We start from the raw sequence: 21,077 nt of genomic DNA, 5'->3' as shown, positions 1-21,077 counted from the left end.
GCCCGGGCGGGTCTTTTTGCTAAGCTTCGCCGCGAACCAAGTCATCGGATCCTCATGCATTTACGTCGCCTGCCAGAAAATATCGTCAACCAGATTGCCGCGGGAGAGGTCGTCGAGCGGCCCGCCTCCGCCGTCAAGGAACTGGTGGAAAACGCCATCGACGCCGGGGCGAGCCGGATCGATGTGGTGATGCGCGAAGGCGGCCGCTCGCTGATCACGGTGACGGATAACGGGGTCGGGATGAGCCGGGCCGAGCTCGAGCTATGCTTCGAGCGGCACGCCACCTCGAAACTTCCCGATGATGATCTCGTTTTCATTCGCAATCTCGGCTTTCGCGGCGAGGCGATCCCGTCCATCGCGTCGGTCAGCCGGATGCGCATCACGACCCGGCGCGCTGAAGATGACAGCGCCTGGTCTCTTGCCGTTGAAGGCGGCAGGAAAGGGGAGGTGGAGCCGGACAGCGGGGCGCGGGGAACGCGGGTTGAGGTTCGCGACATTTTCTTCGCAACACCCGCCCGTCTCAAATTCCTGAAAACCGAACGCTCTGAATTTGGGGCGGCGCTCGACGTGATGCGGCGGCTCGCGATGGCATTCCCGGCGATCTCTTTCACCCTCGCCGATGAGAGCCGCGTGGCGCTTCGGGTAAACGGGGCGGAGGGCGATCTCTTCGACAGTTGGCTGAGCCGCCTCGCCGCGATCATGGGGCGGGAGTTCGCGGAGAATGCGATGCGGATAGAGGCCGAACGCGACGGCGTGAAGCTTGCCGGCTTTGCAGGCGTTCCAACATTCAACCGCGGCAATGCGGAAATGCAGTTCATGTTTGTGAACGGCCGTCCCGTGCGTGACAAGCTGTTCACCGGGGCCGTGCGCGGCGCCTATATGGATCTGCTTGCGCGAAATCGCCATCCGCTGCTTGCGCTGTTTCTTGAAGTGCCGCCCGATCAGGTGGATGTAAATGTCCATCCGGCGAAGGCTGAAGTGCGCTTTCGCGACAGCGGTGGCGTTCGCGGGCTGATTGTCGGCGCGCTGCGGAGCGCTCTCGCCGAACATGGTCACCGCGCCGCCTCGACCATCTCCGGGCAGGCGCTTGGCGCCTTTCGCGCCGAGACGACCGCGCTGCCCCTGCAATGGGAGAGCCGTCGCTCTGGCGGATGGAACCGCTGGCCGGAGGGGGGAACCCGCCCGCCGGCACCCGGCCTTGCGGAGGCGGCCGCCGGCTTTCAGGCGCCGCTCACCGCCTCGCATGAGCCCATGGCGCGAAGCTTTGAGGTGCCGGGTGAACAGCCGAGGACCGATGCGCCGCCGGCGCCTGAACAATATCCGCTTGGCGCGGCGCGCAGCCAGCTGCATGAGACCTATATCGTCGCGCAGACGGAGCGGGGCATGGTCCTCGTCGATCAGCATGCCGCGCATGAGCGGCTGGTGATGGAACGGATGAAGAAGCAGCTTGCCGAAAGCGGCGTTGCGCGTCAGATGCTGCTCCTTCCCGAAGTGGTCGAGATGGACGAGATCGCCGCAAGCCGCCTTGCCGAGCGGGCCGACGAGCTCGCTGAAATGGGACTGGTGCTGGAAGCCTTCGGGGCCGGCGCCATCGTCGTGCGCGAGACGCCGGCCGTTCTTGGCACCTGCAATGTGAAGAGCTTGCTGCAGGATCTCGCCGATGATCTGGCGGAGCTTGATACCGCCCTGTCGCTGAAAGACCGGCTCGATCATGTCTGCGCCACCATGGCATGCCATGGCTCCGTCCGCGCCGGCCGCCGGCTCAGCATCGAAGAGATGAACGCCCTCCTTCGCGAGATGGAGGCGACCCCGCACAGCGGTCAGTGCAACCATGGCCGCCCGACCTATGTCGAACTGCAGCTTAGCGATATTGAAAAGCTGTTTGGACGCCGCTAAACATTGCCGCAACAATTTTCCAGCCAGAGGACGCAATGAAACCGCGGGACGCGCAACAGTTTGACGTGGTGATTATCGGCGGCGGTGCAGCGGGCCTGATGTGCGCGATCGAAGCGGGCCGGCGCGGACGTCGCGTGCTCGTCCTTGAAAAAGCGGAGAAATGCGGAAAGAAAATCCTTATCTCCGGCGGCGGGCGCTGCAATTTCACCAATCATTTCGCCGCACCGGATCGCTTTATTTCCGACAATCCGCATTACTGCAAATCGGCGCTCCGGCAATATACGCAAAGTGACTTCCTTGCCCTCGTTGAGAGGCACGGCATCGCCTGGCATGAAAAAAAGCTCGGGCAGCTGTTTTGCGACCGAAGCGCGGAGGAAATCGTCGCGATGTTGGAACACGAATGCGCGGCAGCCAATGTCACGATCTGGCGCGGCGCCGGGGCGGAGAACATCCGCCGGGAGGACGGGCGCTTTACCGTCAAGGCGGGCGGACGGCAGATCGGCGCTGAAAGCGTGGTGATTGCGACCGGCGGCCTCTCGATCCCGAAGCTTGGCGCCACTGATTTCGCATACAGGGCCGCGAAGGATTTCGGCCTTCCGATGGCGACGCCGCGTCCGGGCCTTGTGCCGCTGACATTCGGCACAGGAGACAAGGCGCGCTTTGCCAATCTTTCCGGGGTTTCCGCCGATGTCGAGATACGCTTCGCCAAGGCGCGGTTCCGGGAGAATTTACTCTTTACCCATCGCGGCCTTAGCGGCCCTGCAATCCTGCAGATATCGTCCTTCTGGGAAGCGGGAAAGCCCGTTGAAATTGACTTCCTTCCCGATCTTGATCTCGCATCGCGGCTCAAGGAACAGCGGAAGGTTGCGCCGAAAATGAAAATTGCAACGCTTCTGCGTGAGCATCTTGCCAACCGCCTTGTTGATGCGCTGCTGCAGCCGTTCGGCGAATTGCCGGAGCTTGGCAACTGCTCGGACAGGTTGATCGCCGATATTGTGAATGGCATCAAACTGGTCAAGGTTTTTCCGACCGGAACGGAAGGCTATGCCAAGGCCGAAGTCACCGTTGGCGGCGTGAGCACGGCGGCGCTTGATTCCAAGACGATGGCATGCCGCGACGTGCCGGGTCTGTTCGTGATTGGCGAGGCGGTGGATGTGACCGGCTTCCTCGGTGGCTATAACTTCCAATGGGCGTGGTCGTCAGGCTATGTGGCGGGACAATATGCCTGAGCGGCGGAGCCTGGAGGATTGGCAGCGGCTCGTGCCCGAGCTTGGCATCGAGCAGAAGACGCCGGGGCGTGAGATCGACTTCGATAGCGGTGCGCTCTCAAGTCTTTCTGCCGCGTTCTGGAAGGAGGGATATATCGCGCTCCCGCCGCTCTTCCGCCCGGCCGACTATCTTCCCGTTCGGGCGGGGATGGAGCGGCTTAAAAGAGCTGCGCTCCCGCCCGTCTATATTTACCTCTTCGATGAGCCGTGGCTCATGGCCGCAAAGCTCGGCGCGCTTGTCCGCCATTTTCTCGGCGACTATGGAATTTTGCCCAATCTCTGGGCATGGCACCTTGCGGAGGAGGGGGAGACGGGCTGGCCGCTGCACCGCGATTGTGACGCGGTGACGGTGTTCGGCGAGCGAGACGAACGGGTCCTGATGAGCCTTTCGCTCTGGCTGCCGCTGACCGATGCGGATGAGCGAAACGGCTGCATGTATGTTGTGCCGTTGGCGTCCGGCGAGGGGGCGGGCGAAGAGATGCAGGAGACGCCATTGCCCGCCAAGGCGGGGAGCGTGCTCGGCTGGCGGCAGGATCTGCTGCACCGGGGCGGCGCCTTCACGGCGCGCGCACAGAACCCGCGCCTCAGCCTGTCGTTTGAGTTTCAAAACAGGGCGTTTGATCCGCTGGCGAAACCTCTCATCGATCCGCGGGCACTTCCCTCCTTCGATCTCCGGCAACGCCTTATTCAGGCGCAGTTTGCGAAGTACCGTCACATTGATCCGGCGCGTGCCGCAGGAAAATAAGTCGCGCCGCGCCGTAGTGGCGGTCTTTCAGGATCTCAAAGCCTTCGGGCGCAGGGAATGTGGCATTCTTCGGAAGTTCGACAACAACGATGGCGCGCGGCTTCAGCCAGCCATTATCCCGAAGCGCAAACAGCGCCGCGCCGGCGATATCTTCCCCGTAAGGCGGATCCATCAGGACAAGATCATAGGCCTCCGCCGTCTTCCCGGGCCGCTGCGCATCGCGATTGAGCGTATCGCTTTCGCGCAGGAAGTTCATTGCCTGGATATTGGCGCGAATGATTTTTAGGCTGCCGGGGTGGTTGTCCATAAAGGTCGCATGGCCTGCGCCGCGCGAGAGCGCTTCAAGCCCAAGCGCGCCGGTGCCCGCGAAGACATCCAGCACGCGCGCATCGCGCGGCAACTGGCCATGCTCGCTTTGCATGTCGCGGTCATGGGCGAGGATGTTAAAGAGCGCCTCCCGCGTCCGATCCGCGGTCGGGCGTATCCGTTTATCCTCGGGCAGCAGAAGCTTCCGGCCCCGATAGCGGCCGCCAACGATGCGCATCAGCTTTTGCGGCTCCGTACCGCGGCCGGCTTCGCGCGCAAGGTTGGCCGTTTGGCGGCCGTACCCCCGCCGCCTTTCGCGGGCGCCTTTGACGCCGTGACTGGTCCTCTTTTATCTCCTGTCGTGCGCGGCGCGGCGCCCTTTCTCTGCGGGCGCTGGCCTTTGCCGCGTGGCTCGGCCGGTTCTTCTTCCTCGAATTTGGCGACACCCATCTGATCTCGGAGGATCTTGGCTTTCACCTCCTCGACCGCGCCGACGGGAAGATCGCTGAGTTGCAGGGGGCCATAGGAGATGCGGATCAGGCGGCTTACCGGGTAGCCGAGATGTTCGAGCACCTTTCGCACTTCGCGATTTTTGCCCTCTCGGAGGGATAGGGTGAGCCAGCTGTTTGCGCCCTTGGTGCTGTCAATTGTCCCTTCGATCGAGCCATATTTCACGCCGTCGATCGTCAGTCCCTTTGCAAGCTTCTGCATGTCTGCGTCGTTCGGGTGGCCATGGACGCGCACGCGGTATTTCCGTTTCCATCCGGTCGCCGGCAGCTCCAGCCGGCGCGCAAGCTCACCGTCATTGGTGAGCAGCAGCAGCCCTTCGGAGTTCAGATCGAGCCGGCCAACGGAAATGACCCGCGGCAGATCCTCAGGCAGCTTTTCGAAGACCGTCTCGCGGCCTTTCTCGTCGCGGTGGGTGGTCACAAGGCCGGCGGGCTTGTGATAGCGCCAGAGCCGTGGCCTTTCGATCGTCGGGATCTCCTTGCCGTCCACCGTGATTTTATCGCCCGGCCCGACATTGACAGCGGCGCTTTGCAGCGTTGCCCCGTTCACGCTGACGCGCCCAGCTTCGATCCAGCGTTCCGCCTCACGGCGGGAGCAGAGGCCGGCCCGGGCGAGCCGCTTGGCGATCCGTTCTGCGGGTTCCTTGTCACCCGTCATTTCGGGCCTTCCTTCGCGGCGCGGATAAAGGCATCGAGGATCAGCCGATCCCCGTCGGAAATCATGTATTCCGGATGCCACTGCACGCCAAGGCAGAAGCGGTAACGGCTGTCCTCGATCCCCTCAATCACGCCATCCTCCGCGATGGCATTGACGGTAATCGTGTCGCTGATGTCCTTTGCCGCCTGGTGGTGCGCGCTGTTGACGGGGAGCCGGTCGGTGCCAACGATCCGGTGCAGCAGCGTCCCCGGAATAATCTTCACGTCATGGCCGGGCTCGGTGCGCGGGTTGGACTGTTCATGGGCGAGCGGATTTTCCACCTCGTCGGGGATATGCTGGATTAGCGTGCCGCCGAGGATGACATGGAGAAGCTGTTGCCCGCCGCAGATACCGAGGACCGGCTTGTCGGCTGCCAGCATCGCTTCGGTCATCGTCTTCTCAAAGAGGGTGCGGCGGTCTTTGGTGATGACGGTGTCGTGACGCGTCGTCGCGCCAAACATGCCGGGGTCCACGTCAAAGGCACCGCCGGTTACCATCAGCCCGTCGAGCATCGTCGCATATTGGGCGACGAGATCCGGTTCGTGCGGCAGGGCAAGGGGCAGGCCCCCGCTCGCGGTGACCACCTCGGCGTAATTTTGCCGCAGCGCATACCACGGCAATTTCGAGTAACCGCCCGCCTCTTCCGAATCAAGCGTTATGCCAATAACAGGAGTTTTCATAGCTTCTTTTAGTCTGCTCCGGAGCGGAACTCAACCGGCCGTTTCGTGGCATAAGCAGATTTCCGATATTTCTCACTCTTGACGGAACGAAGGACGCTTGCGACTGTGCGCTATGGACAATGAAATTGTAGATTATATGGAAATGGCGCTGGCCAGCGCCGAGATTGCGGCGCATCGCGGCGAGGTGCCGGTCGGAGCCGTCATCGTCGATACGCGCACGGGCCGCGTCGTGGCCAACTGCAGCAATCAGACAATCAGCCGCAATGATCCAACGGCGCATGCGGAAATGCTGGCAATCCGCGCTGCAGGCAGTATGCTGGGCAGTCAGCGGCTCGTCGATTGCGATCTGTATGTAACACTTGAGCCCTGTCCGATGTGTGCCGCAGCAATTTCTCTGGCGCGCATCCGCCGCCTCTACTTCGGGGCGTATGACCCCAAAGGAGGAGGGGTCGAGTTTGGGGCGCGTATCTTCGATCAGTCGAGCTGCCATCATCGCCCGGAGATTTACGGCGGCCTGCATGAAAGCAAATCAGGGGAGCTGCTGAAGAATTTCTTTGAAAAGCGTCGGTAAATAATGAATGATGCCGGCGCAATCCAAAAATAATAAGTGATAAAAGGAACTGTGGATGATTTTCGAATATTCTGACAAGGTGAAGGAGCTGCAAGCGAGGCTGCAGGCCTTCATGGACGAACATGTCTATCCGAATGAGCATGTTTACCATGAACAGCTCGACTCCGGCGACCGCTGGCAGCCGACGCCGATCATGGAGGAGCTCAAGGCGAAAGCGAAGGCCGCCGGCCTTTGGAACCTGTTCCTGCCGGAAAGCGATCTCGGGGCCGGCCTGACCAACCTCGAATACGCACCGCTTTGCGAAATCATGGGCCGGGTCAGCTTTGCACCCGAAGTGTTCAACTGCTCCGCTCCCGACACCGGCAACATGGAAGTGTTCGAGCGCTATGCGAGCCCGGAGCTGAAAGAGCGCTGGCTGAAGCCGCTTCTGGAAGGCGAAATCCGCTCCGCTTTCGCGATGACGGAGCCGGCTGTTGCCTCTTCCGACGCGACAAATATCGAATCGGAGATCGTTCGCGACGGTGACGAATATGTCATCAACGGGACCAAGTGGTGGACCTCGGGCGCCAATGACCCGCGGTGTAAAGTCCTGATCTTCATGGGTAAAACCGACAAGACCGCACCGCTCTACAACCAGCAGTCGATGATCGTCGTGCCGATGGATACGCCCGGCATCAATGTGAAGCGCTCCCTCAGCGTCTTCGGCTATGACGATGCGCCGCATGGCCATGCCGAAGTCGAGTTCAAGGACGTACGCGTTCCGGCGGATCATATCCTGCTCGGCGAAGGCCGCGGCTTCGAGATCGCGCAAGGACGGCTTGGCCCCGGTCGTATCCACCATTGCATGCGTCAGATCGGCGTGGCGGAACGGGCGCTGGAAGCAATGTGCCGGCGCGTCAAGAACCGCGTCGCCTTTGGCAAGACCATCGGCTCGCAGACCGTCACGCTCGAGCGTATCGCGGAAGCCCGCGGCATGATCGAACAGGCCCGTCTGCTGACGCTGAAGGCGGCCTATATGATGGATACGGTCGGCAACAAGGCAGCGCGCGCTGAAATTGCGATGATCAAGGTGATTGCACCGACGATGACCGGCAAGATCATCGACTGGGCGATCCAGGCGCATGGCGCAGGCGGTGTCAGCCAGGACTTCTTCCTCGCCTACGCCTATGCCCGCTCGCGCACCTTGCGCCTTGCGGATGGTCCGGATGAGGTGCATCGCAACCAGATCGGTCGTCTTGAGCTTAAAAAATACGACTGACGAAATTCGCTGAATAAAATGGAAAAGCCCTTCGAAAGAGGGGCTTTTCTTTTTCCGGCGCCGATTTTTTATTAGCATGGCGCCCTGGATTGCCTATATACAGGCGCGTGTTTCCGTATTCACGGCTAGACGGATTGGGGAAATGATCAAATTTCTGGGCTGGACAATGCTGGGTGTGATTGTCATCGTCGCGGGTTTTTTATACCGATACGAAAGCCTCGATCCGTGTGAGTGGCTGACGCAGGATCTGGCCGTCAGTGCCGGATTGCAACCCGTCCGGGGGCTTGGCGATGCTGCCGGCTTCGTGATGGAGCCGATGGAATGCGTCGAGCGCTGGGCTAAGCTCCGCATCGAGAGCGCGGAGCGGTGAGGGCACGCGGGACGGCCTGATCAACTCACCGCCCCGGCCCAAATCCACCTTTTGGAATGCTTTAGCGCTGCTTCTCGGCGTAGCTCCAGCCAAGATCAGCGACCATCTTGGCGTATTTCACATATTCTTCGCCGACAACCGAACTTGCGTTGCCGTCAAGGCCACGCTTGTATACGCCCTGAACGATGGCGGTGACGCGGAACAGGGAGAAGGCGATATAAAATCCCCAGTTGTCGATCCCGTCACGCCCGGTGCGCTTGCAGTAAGCGTCGATATAGGTCTGCTCTGACGGGATGCCGAGCTCTTCAAGATTGCGGCCGACCAGCCCGCCGTTGACCGGGTGCATGTAATGATAGGCCATGCAGTTGTAGGCAAGATCCGAGAGCGGGTGGCCGATGGTCGCAAGCTCCCAGTCGAGAATGGCGAGAACCCGCGGCTCGGTCGGGTGCAGGATCAGATTGCCGAGGCGGAAGTCGCCATGCACGATGGTGCTCTCATCATTGCCCGGCAGGTTGTCAGGCAGCCACTTGATCAGATTCTCCATCCCCTCCAGCTCATGCGTCTGGGAGGCGCGATACTGCTTCGTCCAGCGGCTCACCTGGCGGGCGAGATAGCCGCCCTTGCGGCCGAAATCTTCAAGACCCACCGCATCAACATCGACGTTGTGCATCTTGGCGAGCGCGTCATTCATGGAATCATAGATGGCGCTCCGGTCCGCTGGCGTGAGGCCCGCTAGCGCAGGATCGGTGAGAACGCGCCCGTCGATCTTCTCCATCACATAGAATGCCGTGCCGATGACATCCGGATCCTCGCAGAGGCAGTAAGTCTTCGGCACCGGCACGTTGGTGTCGCGCAGCGCGGAGATCACGCGATATTCCCGGTCCACGGCATGCGCGGACGGCAGCAGCGTTCCCGGGGGCTTTTTGCGCATGACATAGTCGCGCGCCGGGGTCTCAAGAAGAAAGGTCGGATTAGACTGCCCGCCCTGAAACTGCTTGACCGTAAGCGGGCCCTTGAAGTCCTCCACATGCGCTTTCAGATAGTCGTGCAAGGCGCCTTCGTCGAACTGGTGCATCTCCCGGACCGGGATGATGACGGTCGTGTCTGACATGAATATATTCCCTTCTTCTCTTTTTTTGCTTTTATCGGGAGGTATCGGGATCAGATCCCTTTAATCACTTTCTCCGCCTGTTCCCAGCCCCGCATTGCAAGAGGCCGGACGCGCGCTTCCACATCCGCCGCATTCTTGTTCGATGCGGTTCCCGCCTTTACGCGGCCGACGATCCCCTGAAGGATTGCCGCAAGGCGGAACATATTGTAGGCGAAATAGAAATCCCAGTTCTCGATGCCGTCGCGCCCGGTTCGTTCGCAATACATCCTGACATACTGCTCTTCCGTCGGAATGCCGAGCGCCGGCAGGTCGAGGTCCTTGAGGCCGCGGAAAAGCTGCGGCTCCAGCCGCCACGTCATGCAATGATAGGAGAAATCCGCAAGCGGATGGCCAAGCGTTGCGAGCTCCCAGTCGAGAACCGCCATGACGCGGTGCGTCTCCTTGTTCAGCACCGTGTTATAGAGGCGGTAGTCGCCATGCACGATCGACGTTTCGTCCGACGCGGGGATGTTGTCCGGCAGCCACTTGATGAGGTCTTCCATCGCCTCGATCGTCTCCGTCTCGGAGGCCCGGTACTGCTTCGTCCAGCGGTTCACCTGCCGCGCGATATAGTCGGTCGGCTTGCCGAAATCCTCAAGGCCCACGGCCTTGTAATCGACCATATGCAACGCGGCGAGCGACGCGTTCATGCTGTCGAAAACAGCGACGCGGTTGGCCTTTGAATAGCCGGGCAGGGACGGATCCCATTCGATCACCCCGTCCATAAACTCCATGACATAAAACGCCGTGCCGATGATGTCGTCATCTTCGCAGAGGCAGTAGGTCTTGGGGACCGGGACCGGGGTGTTCGCGAGGGCTGTCATGACGCGATATTCGCGGTCCACCGCATGCGCGGAGGGAAGCAGCTTTCCGGGCGGTTTGCGGCGAAGGACATATTGCCTGCCGGGTGTCGTCAGCAGGTAGCTCGGGTTCGACTGCCCGCCCTTGAACTGCGAAACTTCCAGCGGTCCGTTGAAATCAGCAACGTGCTGTTTGAGATATTTTTCTAGTGCGGCCACATCGAAACGGTGACGCTCGCGAACCTCCATCGTTCCCGAAAACTGTTCTGATTCGTCGGACATGGATGCCCCTTTTTTTTGTTATCTATTTACATCTACTGTTTATTTTTCATTTTCGCGACGTACGGCGCGCCAGCCAATATCGGAGCGGCAGAATCCGTCCGGCCAGTCGATCGCGTGGACGCCACTATACGCTTTTTCCTGTGCTTGTTTAACAGTTTTTCCGATACCGGTAATGCCGAGCACTCGCCCGCCGGTCGCAAGCAGTTTGCCATCCTTTTGCTGCGTTCCGGCGTGAAAGACGATCACATCGTCAATTTTTTCGGCGGCGTCAAGGCTGCCGATGACCGTGTTCTTTTCATAATCGCCCGGATATCCCTTCGCGGCCATCACGACGACAAGCGCACTTTCCTCCCGCCAGTCAAGGGTAATGCCGGCGAGGGTGCCCTCGGCCGTGGCGATCAGGGCGGGGAGCAGGTCGCTCGCCATCCGGGCGCAGAGAACCTGGCATTCCGGGTCACCAAAGCGGGCGTTATATTCAATCAGCTTCGGCCCCTCGTCGGTGATCATCAAGCCGGCATAGAGAACGCCGGTGAACGGCGTGCCGCGTTCCTTCATCGCCTTGACAGTTGGCCTGATGATCCGCTCGAGCGTTGCGTCGATCATCTCGTCCGTCATGACCGGCGCCGGGGAATAGGCGCCCATACCGCCCGTGTTCGGCCCGCGGTCGCCTTCGCCGACGGCCTTGTGATCCTGTGCGGTCGCAAGCGGCAGAATATTCTCGCCGTCCGTCAGCACGAAGAAGCTCGCTTCCTCGCCGGTCAGGAACTCCTCGATCACGATTTCCGCGCCGGCGCCGCCGAACATGCCATCGAAAATATCGTCGATGACCTCATTTGCCTCCTCGCGCGTCTGTACGATGATCACGCCCTTGCCGGCGGCAAGGCCGTCCGCCTTCACGACGATCGGCAGCTCTTGAGTCGCCGCGTAGGCTTTCGCCTCGGCGGCATTGGCGAACCGGCGATAGGCGGCGGTCGGGATGCCGTGCTCGCGGCAAAGATCCTTCATAAAGCCCTTTGACCCTTCAAGCGCGGCGGCGGCGGCGCGCGGTCCGAAGCTTTTGATCCCGGCTGCTTCAAGGTCGTCGACCAGGCCGATCACCAGCGGAACCTCGGGGCCGACGACGACAAAGTCGATGGCTTCCTTTTTGCAGAAATCGATAATCGCCTCGATATCCGTCGCGTTGATCGGGACGCAATCCGCGATTTCGGAGATGCCGCCGTTGCCCGGTGCGCAGAACAGCCGTGTCAAAAGGGGAGATTTCTTCAGCATCCAGCAGAGCGCGTGTTCCCGGCCGCCGGAGCCAATTACAAGTATATTCATAGCCTAATTTTATTTCCCTTGAAGGACAGTGCAGGTCTTGTAGCATACTGTGGCGACAGGCCAAACATGTGAAGGAAAAACGTGTCAGAAAGTTACAATTCCGGTTCTTCGAATATTCACGAATATACCGTCTCGGAGCTGAGCGGCGCTCTGAAACGGACGGTTGAGGATATCTTCGGCCACGTCCGGGTGCGTGCCGAGATTTCCGGCCTCAAGCGCGCAGCGTCGGGGCATGTCTATCTGACGCTGAAGGATGACCGCGCGGTGATCGATGGGGTCATGTGGCGCGGGACGGCCGATCGCCTGAGCTTCCGGCCGGAGGATGGGCTGGAGGTCGTCTGCACGGGCAAACTCACGACCTACCCCGGCCGCTCGAAATACCAGATCGTGATCGAGGCGATGGAGCCGGCGGGCGTCGGCGCGCTGATGGCGCTGCTGGAGGAGCGCAAAAAGAAGCTTGCCGCGGAAGGCCTTTTTGATCCCGCGCGCAAAAGACCGCTGCCTTACCTGCCGCAGGTAATCGGCGTCGTTACCTCGCCGACGGGCGCTGTCATCCGCGATATCCTGCATCGCCTTCGCGATCGCTTCCCGACCCATGTTCTGCTCTGGCCGGTGCTGGTACAGGGCGATACCGCCGCCGCGCAGATCGCCGAGGCCATTCGCGGTTTCAATGCGCTGGAGGGGGGCGGCGCCATTCCGCGTCCTGATCTGCTGATTGTTGCGCGCGGCGGGGGCAGCCTTGAAGATCTCTGGGCCTTTAACGAGGAGGACGTGGTCCGCGCCGCAGCGGAAAGCCGGATCCCGCTTATCTCCGCCGTCGGCCATGAAACCGATACGACGCTGATCGACTATGCCTCGGACCGGCGCGCGCCGACCCCGACTGCCGCCGCGGAAATCGCCGTGCCGGTCAGAAGCGAGCTGCTCGCCTATGTCGAAGATCAGGACCGGCGTATCCGGCGCAGCCTTAGCCGCGCCATCAGCGACCGGCGCGACCGGCTCGCCGGGCTTGCCCGCGGCCTTCGCGATCCGGCTTCCCTGATCGCCGAGAAAACCCAGCATCTCGACCATCTCGACAGCCGGCTGCGGCAGTCGGTTGTCGGTAATCTCAACGTCAAGCGTCATCAATATATGGGCGCGGCGGCAAACCTCCGGCCGCAGTTGCTGCACCGAACTCTTGGCCAGTATGGCGATGCCTTACGCCAGGCGGAGAGGCAGATGACGCGGAGCATCCTTATCCGGCGCGAGCGGGCGGCGGATCGCCTCACGGCATCCGCGCGGCTGCTCGAGAGCCTGTCGTTCCGGCGGGTGTTGAAACGGGGATACAGCATTGTCTGGGACGAGGCGGGCAGGCCGATATCCTCGGTGGGCGGCGCGGCCGCCGGACGGCGGGTCGAGATCGAGTTTTCCGATGGGCGCGCAGCGGCGACGTTCGATGGCGCGGCGCCGAAGCGCGCCGCCGCGGCCCCGCCGTCCGGCAAGCAGGGCGAGACGACGGCGACGCAGAAACCCAAACCAAAACCAAAGCAGGAGAGCCTTTTTTAGTGCGATTTCTTGTTCTTTTATTCGTTTTTTCTCTCGCAACGCCGGCAATGGCGGAGCGGACCACTCTCGCAGGCAACATGACGCAGGGCGGGCTCGTTACCGGGATGACGGAGCCTGGAGCCACGCTCACCCTCGATGAGCGGCCGCTCGACGTCGCGCCGTCCGGTCGCTTTCTCTTCGGTTTTGGCCGCGATGCGTCGCCGACAGCGGTCTTGAAAATTAGCTATCCGGACGGCGGAGTGGAAGAACGGCTGCTTGAGGTGTCGCAACGCGCCTATGAGACCCAGCGGATCGACGGCCTTCCGCCCGCGAAGGTGACGCCGGATCCTGCGCTGCATGAGCGCATTGCCGCTGAGAATGCGCAAATCGCCCGCATCAGGACAATAAAGACGGCAGAGGAATGGTATCTTTCCGGCTGGCGGTGGCCGGCCGAGGGACGCGTAAGTGGCGTCTACGGCAGTCAGCGCATCTTGAATGGCATTCCGAAGCGGCCACATTTCGGCGTCGATATCGCAGCGCCCGAGGGCGACCCGGTGCGCGCCTCAACCGACGGCGTGATCCGACTTGCCGAACCCGACCTCTACTACACCGGCGGCACGGTCATGATTGATCATGGCTATGGGCTGATATCTGTCTATTCGCATTTGAGTGCGGTGACCGCCAAAGTCGGCGAACTCGTGCGCCAGGGGGACAAGATAGGCGAGGTGGGATCGACGGGCCGGTCAACCGGTGCGCATCTCGACTGGCGGCTCAACTGGTTCGAGGTGCGGCTTGACCCGCAGCTCCTTGTCGAAAACCTGCCGGAAGGCTAGCGGCGTTTGCGCCATCTGAACAGGATGAGCGCCATGCAGGCGAGGGCGAGCAGGGTAAAGAACATGGGTAGCTCTAGGGGTACCGGGATAAACGGCCGTGCGTGACCCGAGCGCGCATATAAGTTCGGATCGTCGCCAATGTCCCATGTTCGAAGCCCGAACAGATAGCCGACCCAGTCATAAAAAAACTGGATCGGAGCGGCCTCACGATTGGTGATCAGCTCCGCAAACAGGTCGCGATTTGGATCGCCGAAGTGAAGCGAGATGGTCTGGGCTTGTGGTATGGTCCTGAACTCTTCGCGCGCAAGCGGCGCAACGGAGAAATCGCCCGGGCCCTCGTACAATTCGTCGACCCACCCGCCATTGACAAAGTCCTGTGTGAGGCGCGCGGTTTCATGCACCGGCGCCGCCTGCACATTCAGGCAGAAGAGTGTCAATGTCAGGCCGCAAATTGCGTACCAGGATTTCATGAAGCCTCCGCTTGGGGAAACTGTGTGTTCCAGAATGCCTAAAATACGTTCTGAAACGACTGCGTCTTGGCCGGTTACGTCTCTGTAATTTTACGGGAGCCGGGGGCGGGCCGTCAACTCGCCGCGCCTGCGCCGGTGCACATCATCGCGCCCTGCCCATTCCAGAAAATTATTGGAAATATTTATATAACTCATGGTCTTGCGGGCACCACGGGGTGCCGAGAAAGCTGCCGTCTGCACGGAAAATATCTGCACAATGAGGACAGGCATCAGGGGAACAGGGCGGGGGAATAGGTTAATTCTCGTGGCGCAATGGTTAATTTTTTAGTCGGCTTCGTTAAAGAAGCTTCGTCGCGGCGAATCATGGTCGTGCCTGCGATCATGAAGAAAACGCAGAACGCCGGAAAGACGGCGCTTCCCGGCGTTCTGATCGGGGGGATCGTATTGGCAGGCGCGAGCGATGAAGGTCGCCGCGCGCTCCGCTTAGTCGGATTTCATTTTTTCACCGGCCTTAACGACGGTGTCGCCGGCCTTGTCCAGATTACGACTGGTATCCTGCTTCACGCCCTGCCAGGTGTTGCCGCATCCGGCAGCCAGCAACGCAAAGGACAGCAAAGTTGCCGTGACGATCGCTTTGGAAAATGACTTCATTCTGGCGCCCTCCGCTTCGTTAATTACGGCAGAAAATTTAGGCAATAGACGCGCCATTTACAACCGTTATTTTGTAAGGAAATGAAGGGATTGGACAGCCCCTCACGCAGGCCGGCCGAAACTCTGCAGCATTTCCATCAGCTGCGGATAGAGCGCCGCGGTCGTGGAGATGACGTTCTTCTGATTGACGGATTTTCTGTTATATATAAGAAGGTCGCCGCTCGTGGTTGTCGTAATGCCGCCGGCTTCCGCAAGGATAAGATCGGCCGCCGCCACATCCCAGTCACTTTTTTCAGTCAGCGAGAGAGACGCATCCGCCTGGCATGAAGCGACCTTGACAATGCGATAGGCGATGGAATTGACATGGCTGAAATTGGCGCCTTCCACTTCCTCCAGCCAGCCGTGCCAGCCGAAGGCCTTGCGGCTCGCGATCAGGCGAGTGTTTTTCAGATCGCTTTTCAACCCGCAGGTTATCGGCTCGCCATTAAGCTCTGCGCCCTCGCCTTTGATAGCCGTGTAATATTCTTCCAAGATCGGGTTGTAGACAATGCCGATCACCGGCCGGCCGTGCTCAACAAGCGCGGCGGCGATGGTAAATTCCGGCTTTCCGGCGATGAAGGAGCGCGTGCCGTCAATCGGATCCACAACCCAGACCCGCGATTTCTCGAGCCGTGAGAGATCATCGGCCGTCTCCTCCGAGAGCCAGCCATAGTCCGGCCGGGCGGCGGTCAGCTTCTCGCGAAAATGCGTATCGAGCGCGAGATCCGCTTCGCTCACCGGGTCACCGGGCTTCTTCTCCCAGTTTTTCACATTCCTGCGGAAATAACGCCTGGCAATGTCGCCGGCCTCCCGCATGGCGTGATCGAGCAGGGCAAAATCGCTTGCAAACGGAGTTGTCATGTCCCGGCGACCGTCATCCCGTCGATGCGCAGGCTGGGCGCATTGGTGGCGCGGCGAAATTCCAGATCATCGGCCGGCGTCAGTTCGAGGAACATATCGCGCAGGTTCCCGGCGACCGTCAGCTCCGACACGGGGTAGGCGATTTCGCCATTCTCGATCCAGAAGCCGGAGGCGCCGCGGCTGTAGTCGCCGGTGATCTGGTTGACGCCGAAGCCGATCAGGCTGGTGACATAAAACCCGGATTTGATATCGCTGATCAAATCCCGAAAGGAGAGTAATCCGGCTTCCATATAAAGATTGGTCGTGCCGACGCCGGGCGGAGAGGCGGTGCCGCGCGTTGCCCGGCCGTTTGTTATAAGTCCGAGTTGTTTTGCGGTCGCGCTGTTCAGGATCCAGCTTCGCAGGATCCCGTCCTCCACGAGATCAAGGCGCGGATTGGCGACCCCTTCGCCGTCGAACGGTTTGGAGCCGGCCCCGCGCAGGCGGTGGGGATCGTCAACGACCCGAATGCCGTCTTTAAAAATCCGCGTTTCCATGGCGTCCTGCAGGAAGCTGGCGCCGCGGGCGATGGCGGATCCGGAAACGGCGCCGGCGAGATGGCCGAGAATACTCGCCGATACCCGCGTGCTGAAGACGATCGGATATTTGCCGCTTTGCATCTTGCGGGGGTTGAGCCGTGCGACCGCGCGCTCGCCCGCCGTGCGGCCGATTTCCTCGGGCGTCATCATATCGACGTGGAAATGGCGGCTGTCAAACTCGTAATCGCGTTCCATGCCGAGATTCTCCCCGGCAATGACGGAGGCGCTGAGCGAAAAGTTACTCGTCCTGTAGGCATGGCTGAAGCCGTCCGAGGTCGCAAGTGCGATGGACATGCGCCCCGAAGAAGCGCTCGCGCCTTCCGAATTGGTGACGCCCCTGACGGCGAGCGCCGCGTTCTCCGTCGCTTTGGCGGCCTGCACAAGCTCATCGGCCGCCAGCGTCGTCTGATCGAAAAGATCAAGATCGGGGATCTCCCGCGCGAGCAGGTCCGGATCGGCGAGACCGCAGAATTTGTCATCCGGCATATTGCGGGCCATCGCGATGGCGCGGTCGGCAAGTTCTTCGAGAAGCTCCGGGCGTGTGTCGTTGGAGGAGACAAACGCCTGCTTCTTGCCGATCAGCACGCGAAGGCCGAGATCATGCGCTTCGGAGCGTTCAATCTCTTCGGTTTCGCCCTGGCGGATCGAGACCTGGAGAGAGGAGCCCTGCAGGCGCACGGCATCGGCCGCCTCGGCGCCCTTGCGGCGGGCGATCGCAATCAGATCGGTCAGGATGTCGAGCGACTTGTCGAGCTCTGCGGTTTGTTCAGACATGGCAATCCGGATCGTTAACACAACTCTTCATACATAGGCAGTGTGGAGCGAAAAGTGAATCAGAAAAGCAGGCCGAGGCCGTTAATCCCGTCCCACAGCAGTTTCGCGCCTGTCAGCAGCACGAGCATATAGGCGATGCGGTAGAAAATCGCCTCCGGGATCAGTTTATGCGCCCTGACGCCGAGCCAGATGCCGACGGGCGCGAGCGGCAGCAGGATCAGTGAGGTGCCGAGGTTCTCGCTCGAGAACTGGCCGAGGAGGGCGTAGGGAACAAGTTTTACATAGTTGACGGCGAAAAAGAACCACACGGATGTGCCGACATAGAGCGTCTTGTCGAGCTTCTGCGGCAGCATGTAGAACTGCAGCGGCGGCCCGCCCGCATGGGCGACAAAACTGGTGAAGCCGGCAATCGAGCCCCAGAAACTGCCTTTTTGAAGGCTCGCCTTCGTCACCCTACCCTCTGGTACTTTGCGGATATAGTGATTGAGGGTGAAGGCAACGCAGAGGAGGCCGAGGATAAGCTTGATGATATCGGCGCTCAAATAGTTGAAGAGGAAATAGCCGGCGGTGATGCCGACAATCGCGCCCGGCAGCAGATAGGTGAGATTGCGCCAGTCGCAGGTCCTCCGATAGGCGATCAGCCCCAAAATATCCATAACGCAGAGAATGGGCAGGATGATCGCCGCGGCCTGTATCGGGGACAGGATCAGCGTGAGGAGCGGCACGGCAACGATCCCGAGCGCGCCGGAAAACCCGCCTTTGGAGATGCCGATCATCAGGACCACCGGAACGGCGAGCAAGTAGAACTGTGGGTCCGTGATGATCGTCATAAGGCCTTCCCGCGGCATTCGGTGTCAGGATCGGAACCGCTCCGGATATCTGATATGCCTATTTCCAGATCGGTTTCCCGCTGCCCGGCAGGCCGAGCGTCTCCCAAAGGCCGTCGATCTTTTCGACGACCGCCTGATCCATGCGGATCTGCTGGCCCCATTCACGGTGGGTTTCGGGCGGCATTTTGTTGGTGGCATCAAGGCAGAGCTTGCCGCCGAGCCCCGATTCCGGAGAGGCGAAGTCGAGATAGTCGATCGGCGTATTCTCGATCGTCGTGATGTCGCGCACCGGATCCATCCGCGTCGAGACTGCCCACATCACATCCTTCCAATCGCGCACATTGATGTCATCATCCACAATGATGAGGAATTTCGTGTACATGAACTGGCGAAGATAGGACCAGGCGCCCATCATCACCCGCTTGGCATGACCGGGATAGGCCTTCTTCATGGAGATGACGGCGATGCGATAGCTGCACCCTTCCGGCGGCAGCCAGAAATCGGTGATCTCTGGAAACTGCTGCTGGATCAGCGGGATAAAAAGCTCGTTGAGTGCCTCGCCCAGCACGCTAGGCTCATCCGGCGGGCGGCCGGTAAAGGTCGAGAGATAGATCGGCTTCTCGCGCATCGTGATGGCGGAAATCGTGAAAACGGGGAAGCTTTCCACCGAGTTATAATAGCCGGTATGATCGCCATAGGGCCCTTCATCGCCATAGTCATCAAGCGAGACGTGCCCTTCCAGAATGATCTCCGCGCTCGCCGGCACTTTCAAGGGAACCGTCGTGCAATCCACCAGCTCCAGCTTCTGCCCGCGGAGAAGGCCGGCGAACTGATATTCCGAAAGCGTGTCGGGGATCGGCGTGACGGCGGCAAGGATGGTGCCGGGATCGGCTCCGATCACGACGGCGACCGGCAGCGGTTCACGCTTCTCCTTGCCCCAGCGCGCGTGATGCTGGGCGCCGCCGCGATGCTTCAGCCAGCGCATCAGCGTCTTGTTCTTCCCGAGCTTCTGCATCCGGTAGATGCCGAGATTGAAATCGTCGGTCTTGTCCGTGCCGGGACCTTTTGTCACGACGAGCGGCCAGGTGATGAGCGGTGCCGGCTCCCCCGGCCAGCAGGTCTGGATGGGGAGGCGATCGAGGTCAATGGCATCGCCCGTCAGCACCACTTCCTGACAAGGGGCGGATTTCACTGTCTTCGGCCGCATGTTCATGACGGTTTTGAGAACCGGCAGCATTCCCATGGCTTCGCGAATGCCTTCTGGTGGCTCGGGCTGACGGAGAAATGCGAGCGTCTCGCCCACCTCGCGAAGCTCTTCGGGCTTGCGGTTCATGCCCATGGCAACGCGATCGACAGTGCCAAAGAGATTGACGAGAACAGGCATCTCGCTTCTCTCGCCCCTCTCATTCACCGGATTCTCAAAAAGAACAGCTGGTCCGCCCTCGGCGAGAAGCCGCGTCTGGATTTCGGTCATTTCAAGATCGGTCGAGACGGGCTCCTTGACACGCACGAGCTTGCCTTCCTTCTCGAGCCGGGCCATGAAATCCCGCAATGATCCGTACGCCATATTCTTATCCTCAACTCGTCTTTCTTCGTGACTATGCCCGAGAGAGCCGCCGCCCGTAAAGCGAAAGCGGCTAGAGGGACGGCACGGGAAACTTGCCGGCCATGATGGCGACAAGCACGATCAGCCCGAACACCTTGTTGGATTTGAAGAGCAGCAGGCAGAGATCCGGATCGTCGATATCGAGCGTCTTGATCTGCCAAAGAAGGTGCGCGCCGGCGCCGGCCATCACGATATAAAAGGGCAGGGTAAGGCCCGCGAGAGAGCCCGAGACGAGCAGGCAGGCGAAAATCACGACGTAGAAGCCCGCAAGCCACGGCCGCGTTTTCGCGCCGAATTTCAGCGCCGTCGATTTGACGCCGATCAGGATATCGTCTTCCTTGTCCTGATGCGCATAGATGGTGTCATAGCCGAGCGTCCAGGCGATGCCCCCGAGATACATGACGACGGGGGCGAGCGAGAGTTCCCCCGTCACCGCCGCCCAGCCAAGCAGCGCGCCATAGTTAAATGCAAGGCCGAGGAAGAATTGCGGCCAGTAGGTGAAGCGCTTCGCGAAGGGGTAGATGGCGACCAGAATGAGGCTGGCTGCGCCAAGCGCGATGGCAAAAAAGTTAAACTGGAGGAGAACCAGAAGCCCGATAAGGCACTGGATGATCAGCCAGATAAATGCCTGAAGGAGCGTGACCTGCCCGCTCGGGATGGGACGCTTGCGGGTCCGTTCCACCTTGCCGTCGAAATTACGATCCGCGATATCATTCAGCGTGCAGCCGGCGCCCCGCATGACAAGCGCGCCAATTGCGAACAGAATAAAAAGCCAGAGATCCGGCAATTCCCGCGCCGGCGCGGCGAGCGCGATCGACCAGAGGCAGGGCAGCAGCAGCAGCCAGGTGCCAATGGGCCGGTCGAGACGCGACAGCTTCATATAGGGCTGCACGCCCTCCGGGGCGTAAAGATCCACCCAGTTCTGCTTGCTTGCGTCGGCAATGATCCGGTCGGGTCGGCGCATTTCCATTCTTTCCCGTTCTTTCAACAGATGACGTCGGAGACATTCATTGCTATGTATCGCAGAATTAACCGTCAATCCAGCCGGCAGGTTAGAAGGCC

The 21,077-nt window shown here is 60.6% G+C and carries 21 protein-coding genes; 8 read left to right on the top strand and 13 right to left on the bottom strand.

Annotated elements, in window-relative coordinates; all coding sequences use genetic code 11:
• The first annotated feature begins 54 nt into the window (after window positions 1-54).
• From mutL to V7Z56_RS04485, 3 genes are read left to right on the top strand one after another with little or no spacing between them, the layout of a single operon-like run.
• Window positions 55-1,896, top strand: a complete 1,842-nt coding sequence (mutL, locus tag V7Z56_RS04495) for a DNA mismatch repair endonuclease MutL (protein ID WP_334128163.1) — start codon at window positions 55-57, stop codon at window positions 1,894-1,896.
• A 35-nt stretch (window positions 1,897-1,931) separates the two neighbouring features.
• Entirely contained in the window at window positions 1,932-3,125 is a 1,194-nt protein-coding gene (locus V7Z56_RS04490; RefSeq protein WP_334128162.1) for an NAD(P)/FAD-dependent oxidoreductase, read from the top strand.
• Window positions 3,118-3,909: a phytanoyl-CoA dioxygenase family protein gene (locus V7Z56_RS04485; protein WP_334128161.1), complete on the top strand. Its 792-nt coding sequence runs from the start codon at window positions 3,118-3,120 to the stop codon at window positions 3,907-3,909. Before V7Z56_RS04490 ends, V7Z56_RS04485 begins: the two co-directional genes overlap by 8 nt.
• Here V7Z56_RS04485 and rsmD read toward each other — a convergent pair.
• From rsmD to V7Z56_RS04470, 3 genes are read right to left on the bottom strand one after another with little or no spacing between them, the layout of a single operon-like run.
• Window positions 3,848-4,453, bottom strand: a complete 606-nt coding sequence (gene rsmD, locus V7Z56_RS04480; RefSeq protein ID WP_334128160.1) for a 16S rRNA (guanine(966)-N(2))-methyltransferase RsmD — start codon at window positions 4,451-4,453, stop codon at window positions 3,848-3,850. The two genes, V7Z56_RS04485 and rsmD, sit on opposite strands and share 62 nt — an antisense overlap.
• Window positions 4,453-5,382, bottom strand: a complete 930-nt coding sequence (locus V7Z56_RS04475; protein ID WP_334128159.1) for a pseudouridine synthase — start codon at window positions 5,380-5,382, stop codon at window positions 4,453-4,455. Before V7Z56_RS04475 ends, rsmD begins: the two co-directional genes overlap by 1 nt.
• Window positions 5,379-6,101 carry a gamma-glutamyl-gamma-aminobutyrate hydrolase family protein gene (locus V7Z56_RS04470; protein ID WP_334128158.1) on the bottom strand — a complete coding sequence of 241 codons (723 nt, stop codon included), beginning with the start codon at window positions 6,099-6,101 and terminating at the stop codon, window positions 5,379-5,381. The genes V7Z56_RS04475 and V7Z56_RS04470 overlap by 4 nt, the downstream gene beginning before the upstream one ends.
• 136 nt (window positions 6,102-6,237) lie before the next feature.
• Here V7Z56_RS04470 and V7Z56_RS04465 point away from each other — a divergent pair, with 136 nt between their 5' ends.
• From V7Z56_RS04465 to V7Z56_RS04455, 3 genes are all read left to right on the top strand, one after another.
• Entirely contained in the window at window positions 6,238-6,672 is a 435-nt protein-coding gene (locus V7Z56_RS04465) for a nucleoside deaminase (RefSeq protein ID WP_334128157.1), read from the top strand.
• 55 nt (window positions 6,673-6,727) lie between these two features.
• Window positions 6,728-7,930, top strand: a complete 1,203-nt coding sequence (locus tag V7Z56_RS04460; RefSeq protein ID WP_334128156.1) for an acyl-CoA dehydrogenase family protein — start codon at window positions 6,728-6,730, stop codon at window positions 7,928-7,930.
• Between the two features lie 142 nt (window positions 7,931-8,072).
• Window positions 8,073-8,300, top strand: coding sequence for a hypothetical protein (locus V7Z56_RS04455; protein ID WP_334128155.1), 228 nt, complete (start codon window positions 8,073-8,075; stop codon window positions 8,298-8,300).
• A gap of 61 nt (window positions 8,301-8,361) precedes the next feature.
• On the opposite strand, the gene V7Z56_RS04450 is transcribed toward V7Z56_RS04455, so the two are convergent.
• Genes V7Z56_RS04450 through purD form a run of 3 tightly spaced genes read right to left on the bottom strand, consistent with a single transcriptional unit; the run spans window position 8,362 to window position 11,852 of the window.
• Window positions 8,362-9,411: a phosphotransferase gene (locus V7Z56_RS04450; protein WP_334128154.1), complete on the bottom strand. Its 1,050-nt coding sequence runs from the start codon at window positions 9,409-9,411 to the stop codon at window positions 8,362-8,364.
• Window positions 9,412-9,461: 50 nt separating this feature from the next.
• A complete protein-coding gene (locus tag V7Z56_RS04445) occupies window positions 9,462-10,532 on the bottom strand; it encodes a phosphotransferase family protein (protein ID WP_334128153.1) in 1,071 nt (356 codons plus the stop codon).
• A gap of 39 nt (window positions 10,533-10,571) precedes the next feature.
• Entirely contained in the window at window positions 10,572-11,852 is a 1,281-nt protein-coding gene (gene purD, locus V7Z56_RS04440; protein WP_334128152.1) for a phosphoribosylamine--glycine ligase, read from the bottom strand.
• Window positions 11,853-11,933: 81 nt separating this feature from the next.
• Here purD and xseA point away from each other — a divergent pair, with 81 nt between their 5' ends.
• Together xseA and V7Z56_RS04430 are read left to right on the top strand one after the other, a co-directional pair.
• On the top strand, window positions 11,934-13,394 hold the full coding sequence (xseA, locus tag V7Z56_RS04435) for an exodeoxyribonuclease VII large subunit (RefSeq protein ID WP_334128151.1): 1,461 nt from the start codon (window positions 11,934-11,936) through the stop codon (window positions 13,392-13,394).
• Window positions 13,394-14,206, top strand: a complete 813-nt coding sequence (locus V7Z56_RS04430; protein ID WP_334128150.1) for a M23 family metallopeptidase — start codon at window positions 13,394-13,396, stop codon at window positions 14,204-14,206. Before xseA ends, V7Z56_RS04430 begins: the two co-directional genes overlap by 1 nt.
• Here the strand turns inward: V7Z56_RS04430 and V7Z56_RS04425 are convergent.
• From V7Z56_RS04425 to ubiA, 7 genes are all read right to left on the bottom strand, one after another.
• Entirely contained in the window at window positions 14,203-14,676 is a 474-nt protein-coding gene (locus V7Z56_RS04425) for a hypothetical protein (RefSeq protein ID WP_334128149.1), read from the bottom strand. The genes V7Z56_RS04430 and V7Z56_RS04425 overlap by 4 nt on opposite strands.
• A gap of 483 nt (window positions 14,677-15,159) precedes the next feature.
• Window positions 15,160-15,327 (bottom strand): hypothetical protein, encoded by a 168-nt coding sequence (locus tag V7Z56_RS04420; RefSeq protein WP_334128148.1) that lies wholly within the window; start codon window positions 15,325-15,327, stop codon window positions 15,160-15,162.
• A 102-nt stretch (window positions 15,328-15,429) separates the two neighbouring features.
• On the bottom strand, window positions 15,430-16,227 hold the full coding sequence (locus V7Z56_RS04415) for a 3'(2'),5'-bisphosphate nucleotidase CysQ (protein ID WP_334128147.1): 798 nt from the start codon (window positions 16,225-16,227) through the stop codon (window positions 15,430-15,432).
• On the bottom strand, window positions 16,224-17,579 hold the full coding sequence (locus tag V7Z56_RS04410; protein ID WP_334128146.1) for a TldD/PmbA family protein: 1,356 nt from the start codon (window positions 17,577-17,579) through the stop codon (window positions 16,224-16,226). Before V7Z56_RS04410 ends, V7Z56_RS04415 begins: the two co-directional genes overlap by 4 nt.
• A 59-nt stretch (window positions 17,580-17,638) precedes the next feature.
• Window positions 17,639-18,409 (bottom strand): sulfite exporter TauE/SafE family protein, encoded by a 771-nt coding sequence (locus V7Z56_RS04405; RefSeq protein WP_334128145.1) that lies wholly within the window; start codon window positions 18,407-18,409, stop codon window positions 17,639-17,641.
• Between the two features lie 58 nt (window positions 18,410-18,467).
• Window positions 18,468-19,976, bottom strand: a complete 1,509-nt coding sequence (locus V7Z56_RS04400; RefSeq protein ID WP_334128144.1) for a UbiD family decarboxylase — start codon at window positions 19,974-19,976, stop codon at window positions 18,468-18,470.
• Between the two features lie 70 nt (window positions 19,977-20,046).
• Window positions 20,047-20,979, bottom strand: coding sequence for a 4-hydroxybenzoate octaprenyltransferase (gene ubiA, locus V7Z56_RS04395; RefSeq protein ID WP_443023755.1), 933 nt, complete (start codon window positions 20,977-20,979; stop codon window positions 20,047-20,049).
• Window positions 20,980-21,077: the final 98 nt, after the last annotated feature.

The organism is Sneathiella sp., assembly GCF_036844445.1.
In the GTDB taxonomy this organism is placed as follows: Bacteria; Pseudomonadota; Alphaproteobacteria; order Sneathiellales; family Sneathiellaceae; genus Sneathiella.
The sequence above is the reverse complement of the archived record's forward strand: the minus strand, read 5'-3'. Positions and strand labels throughout refer to the sequence as shown.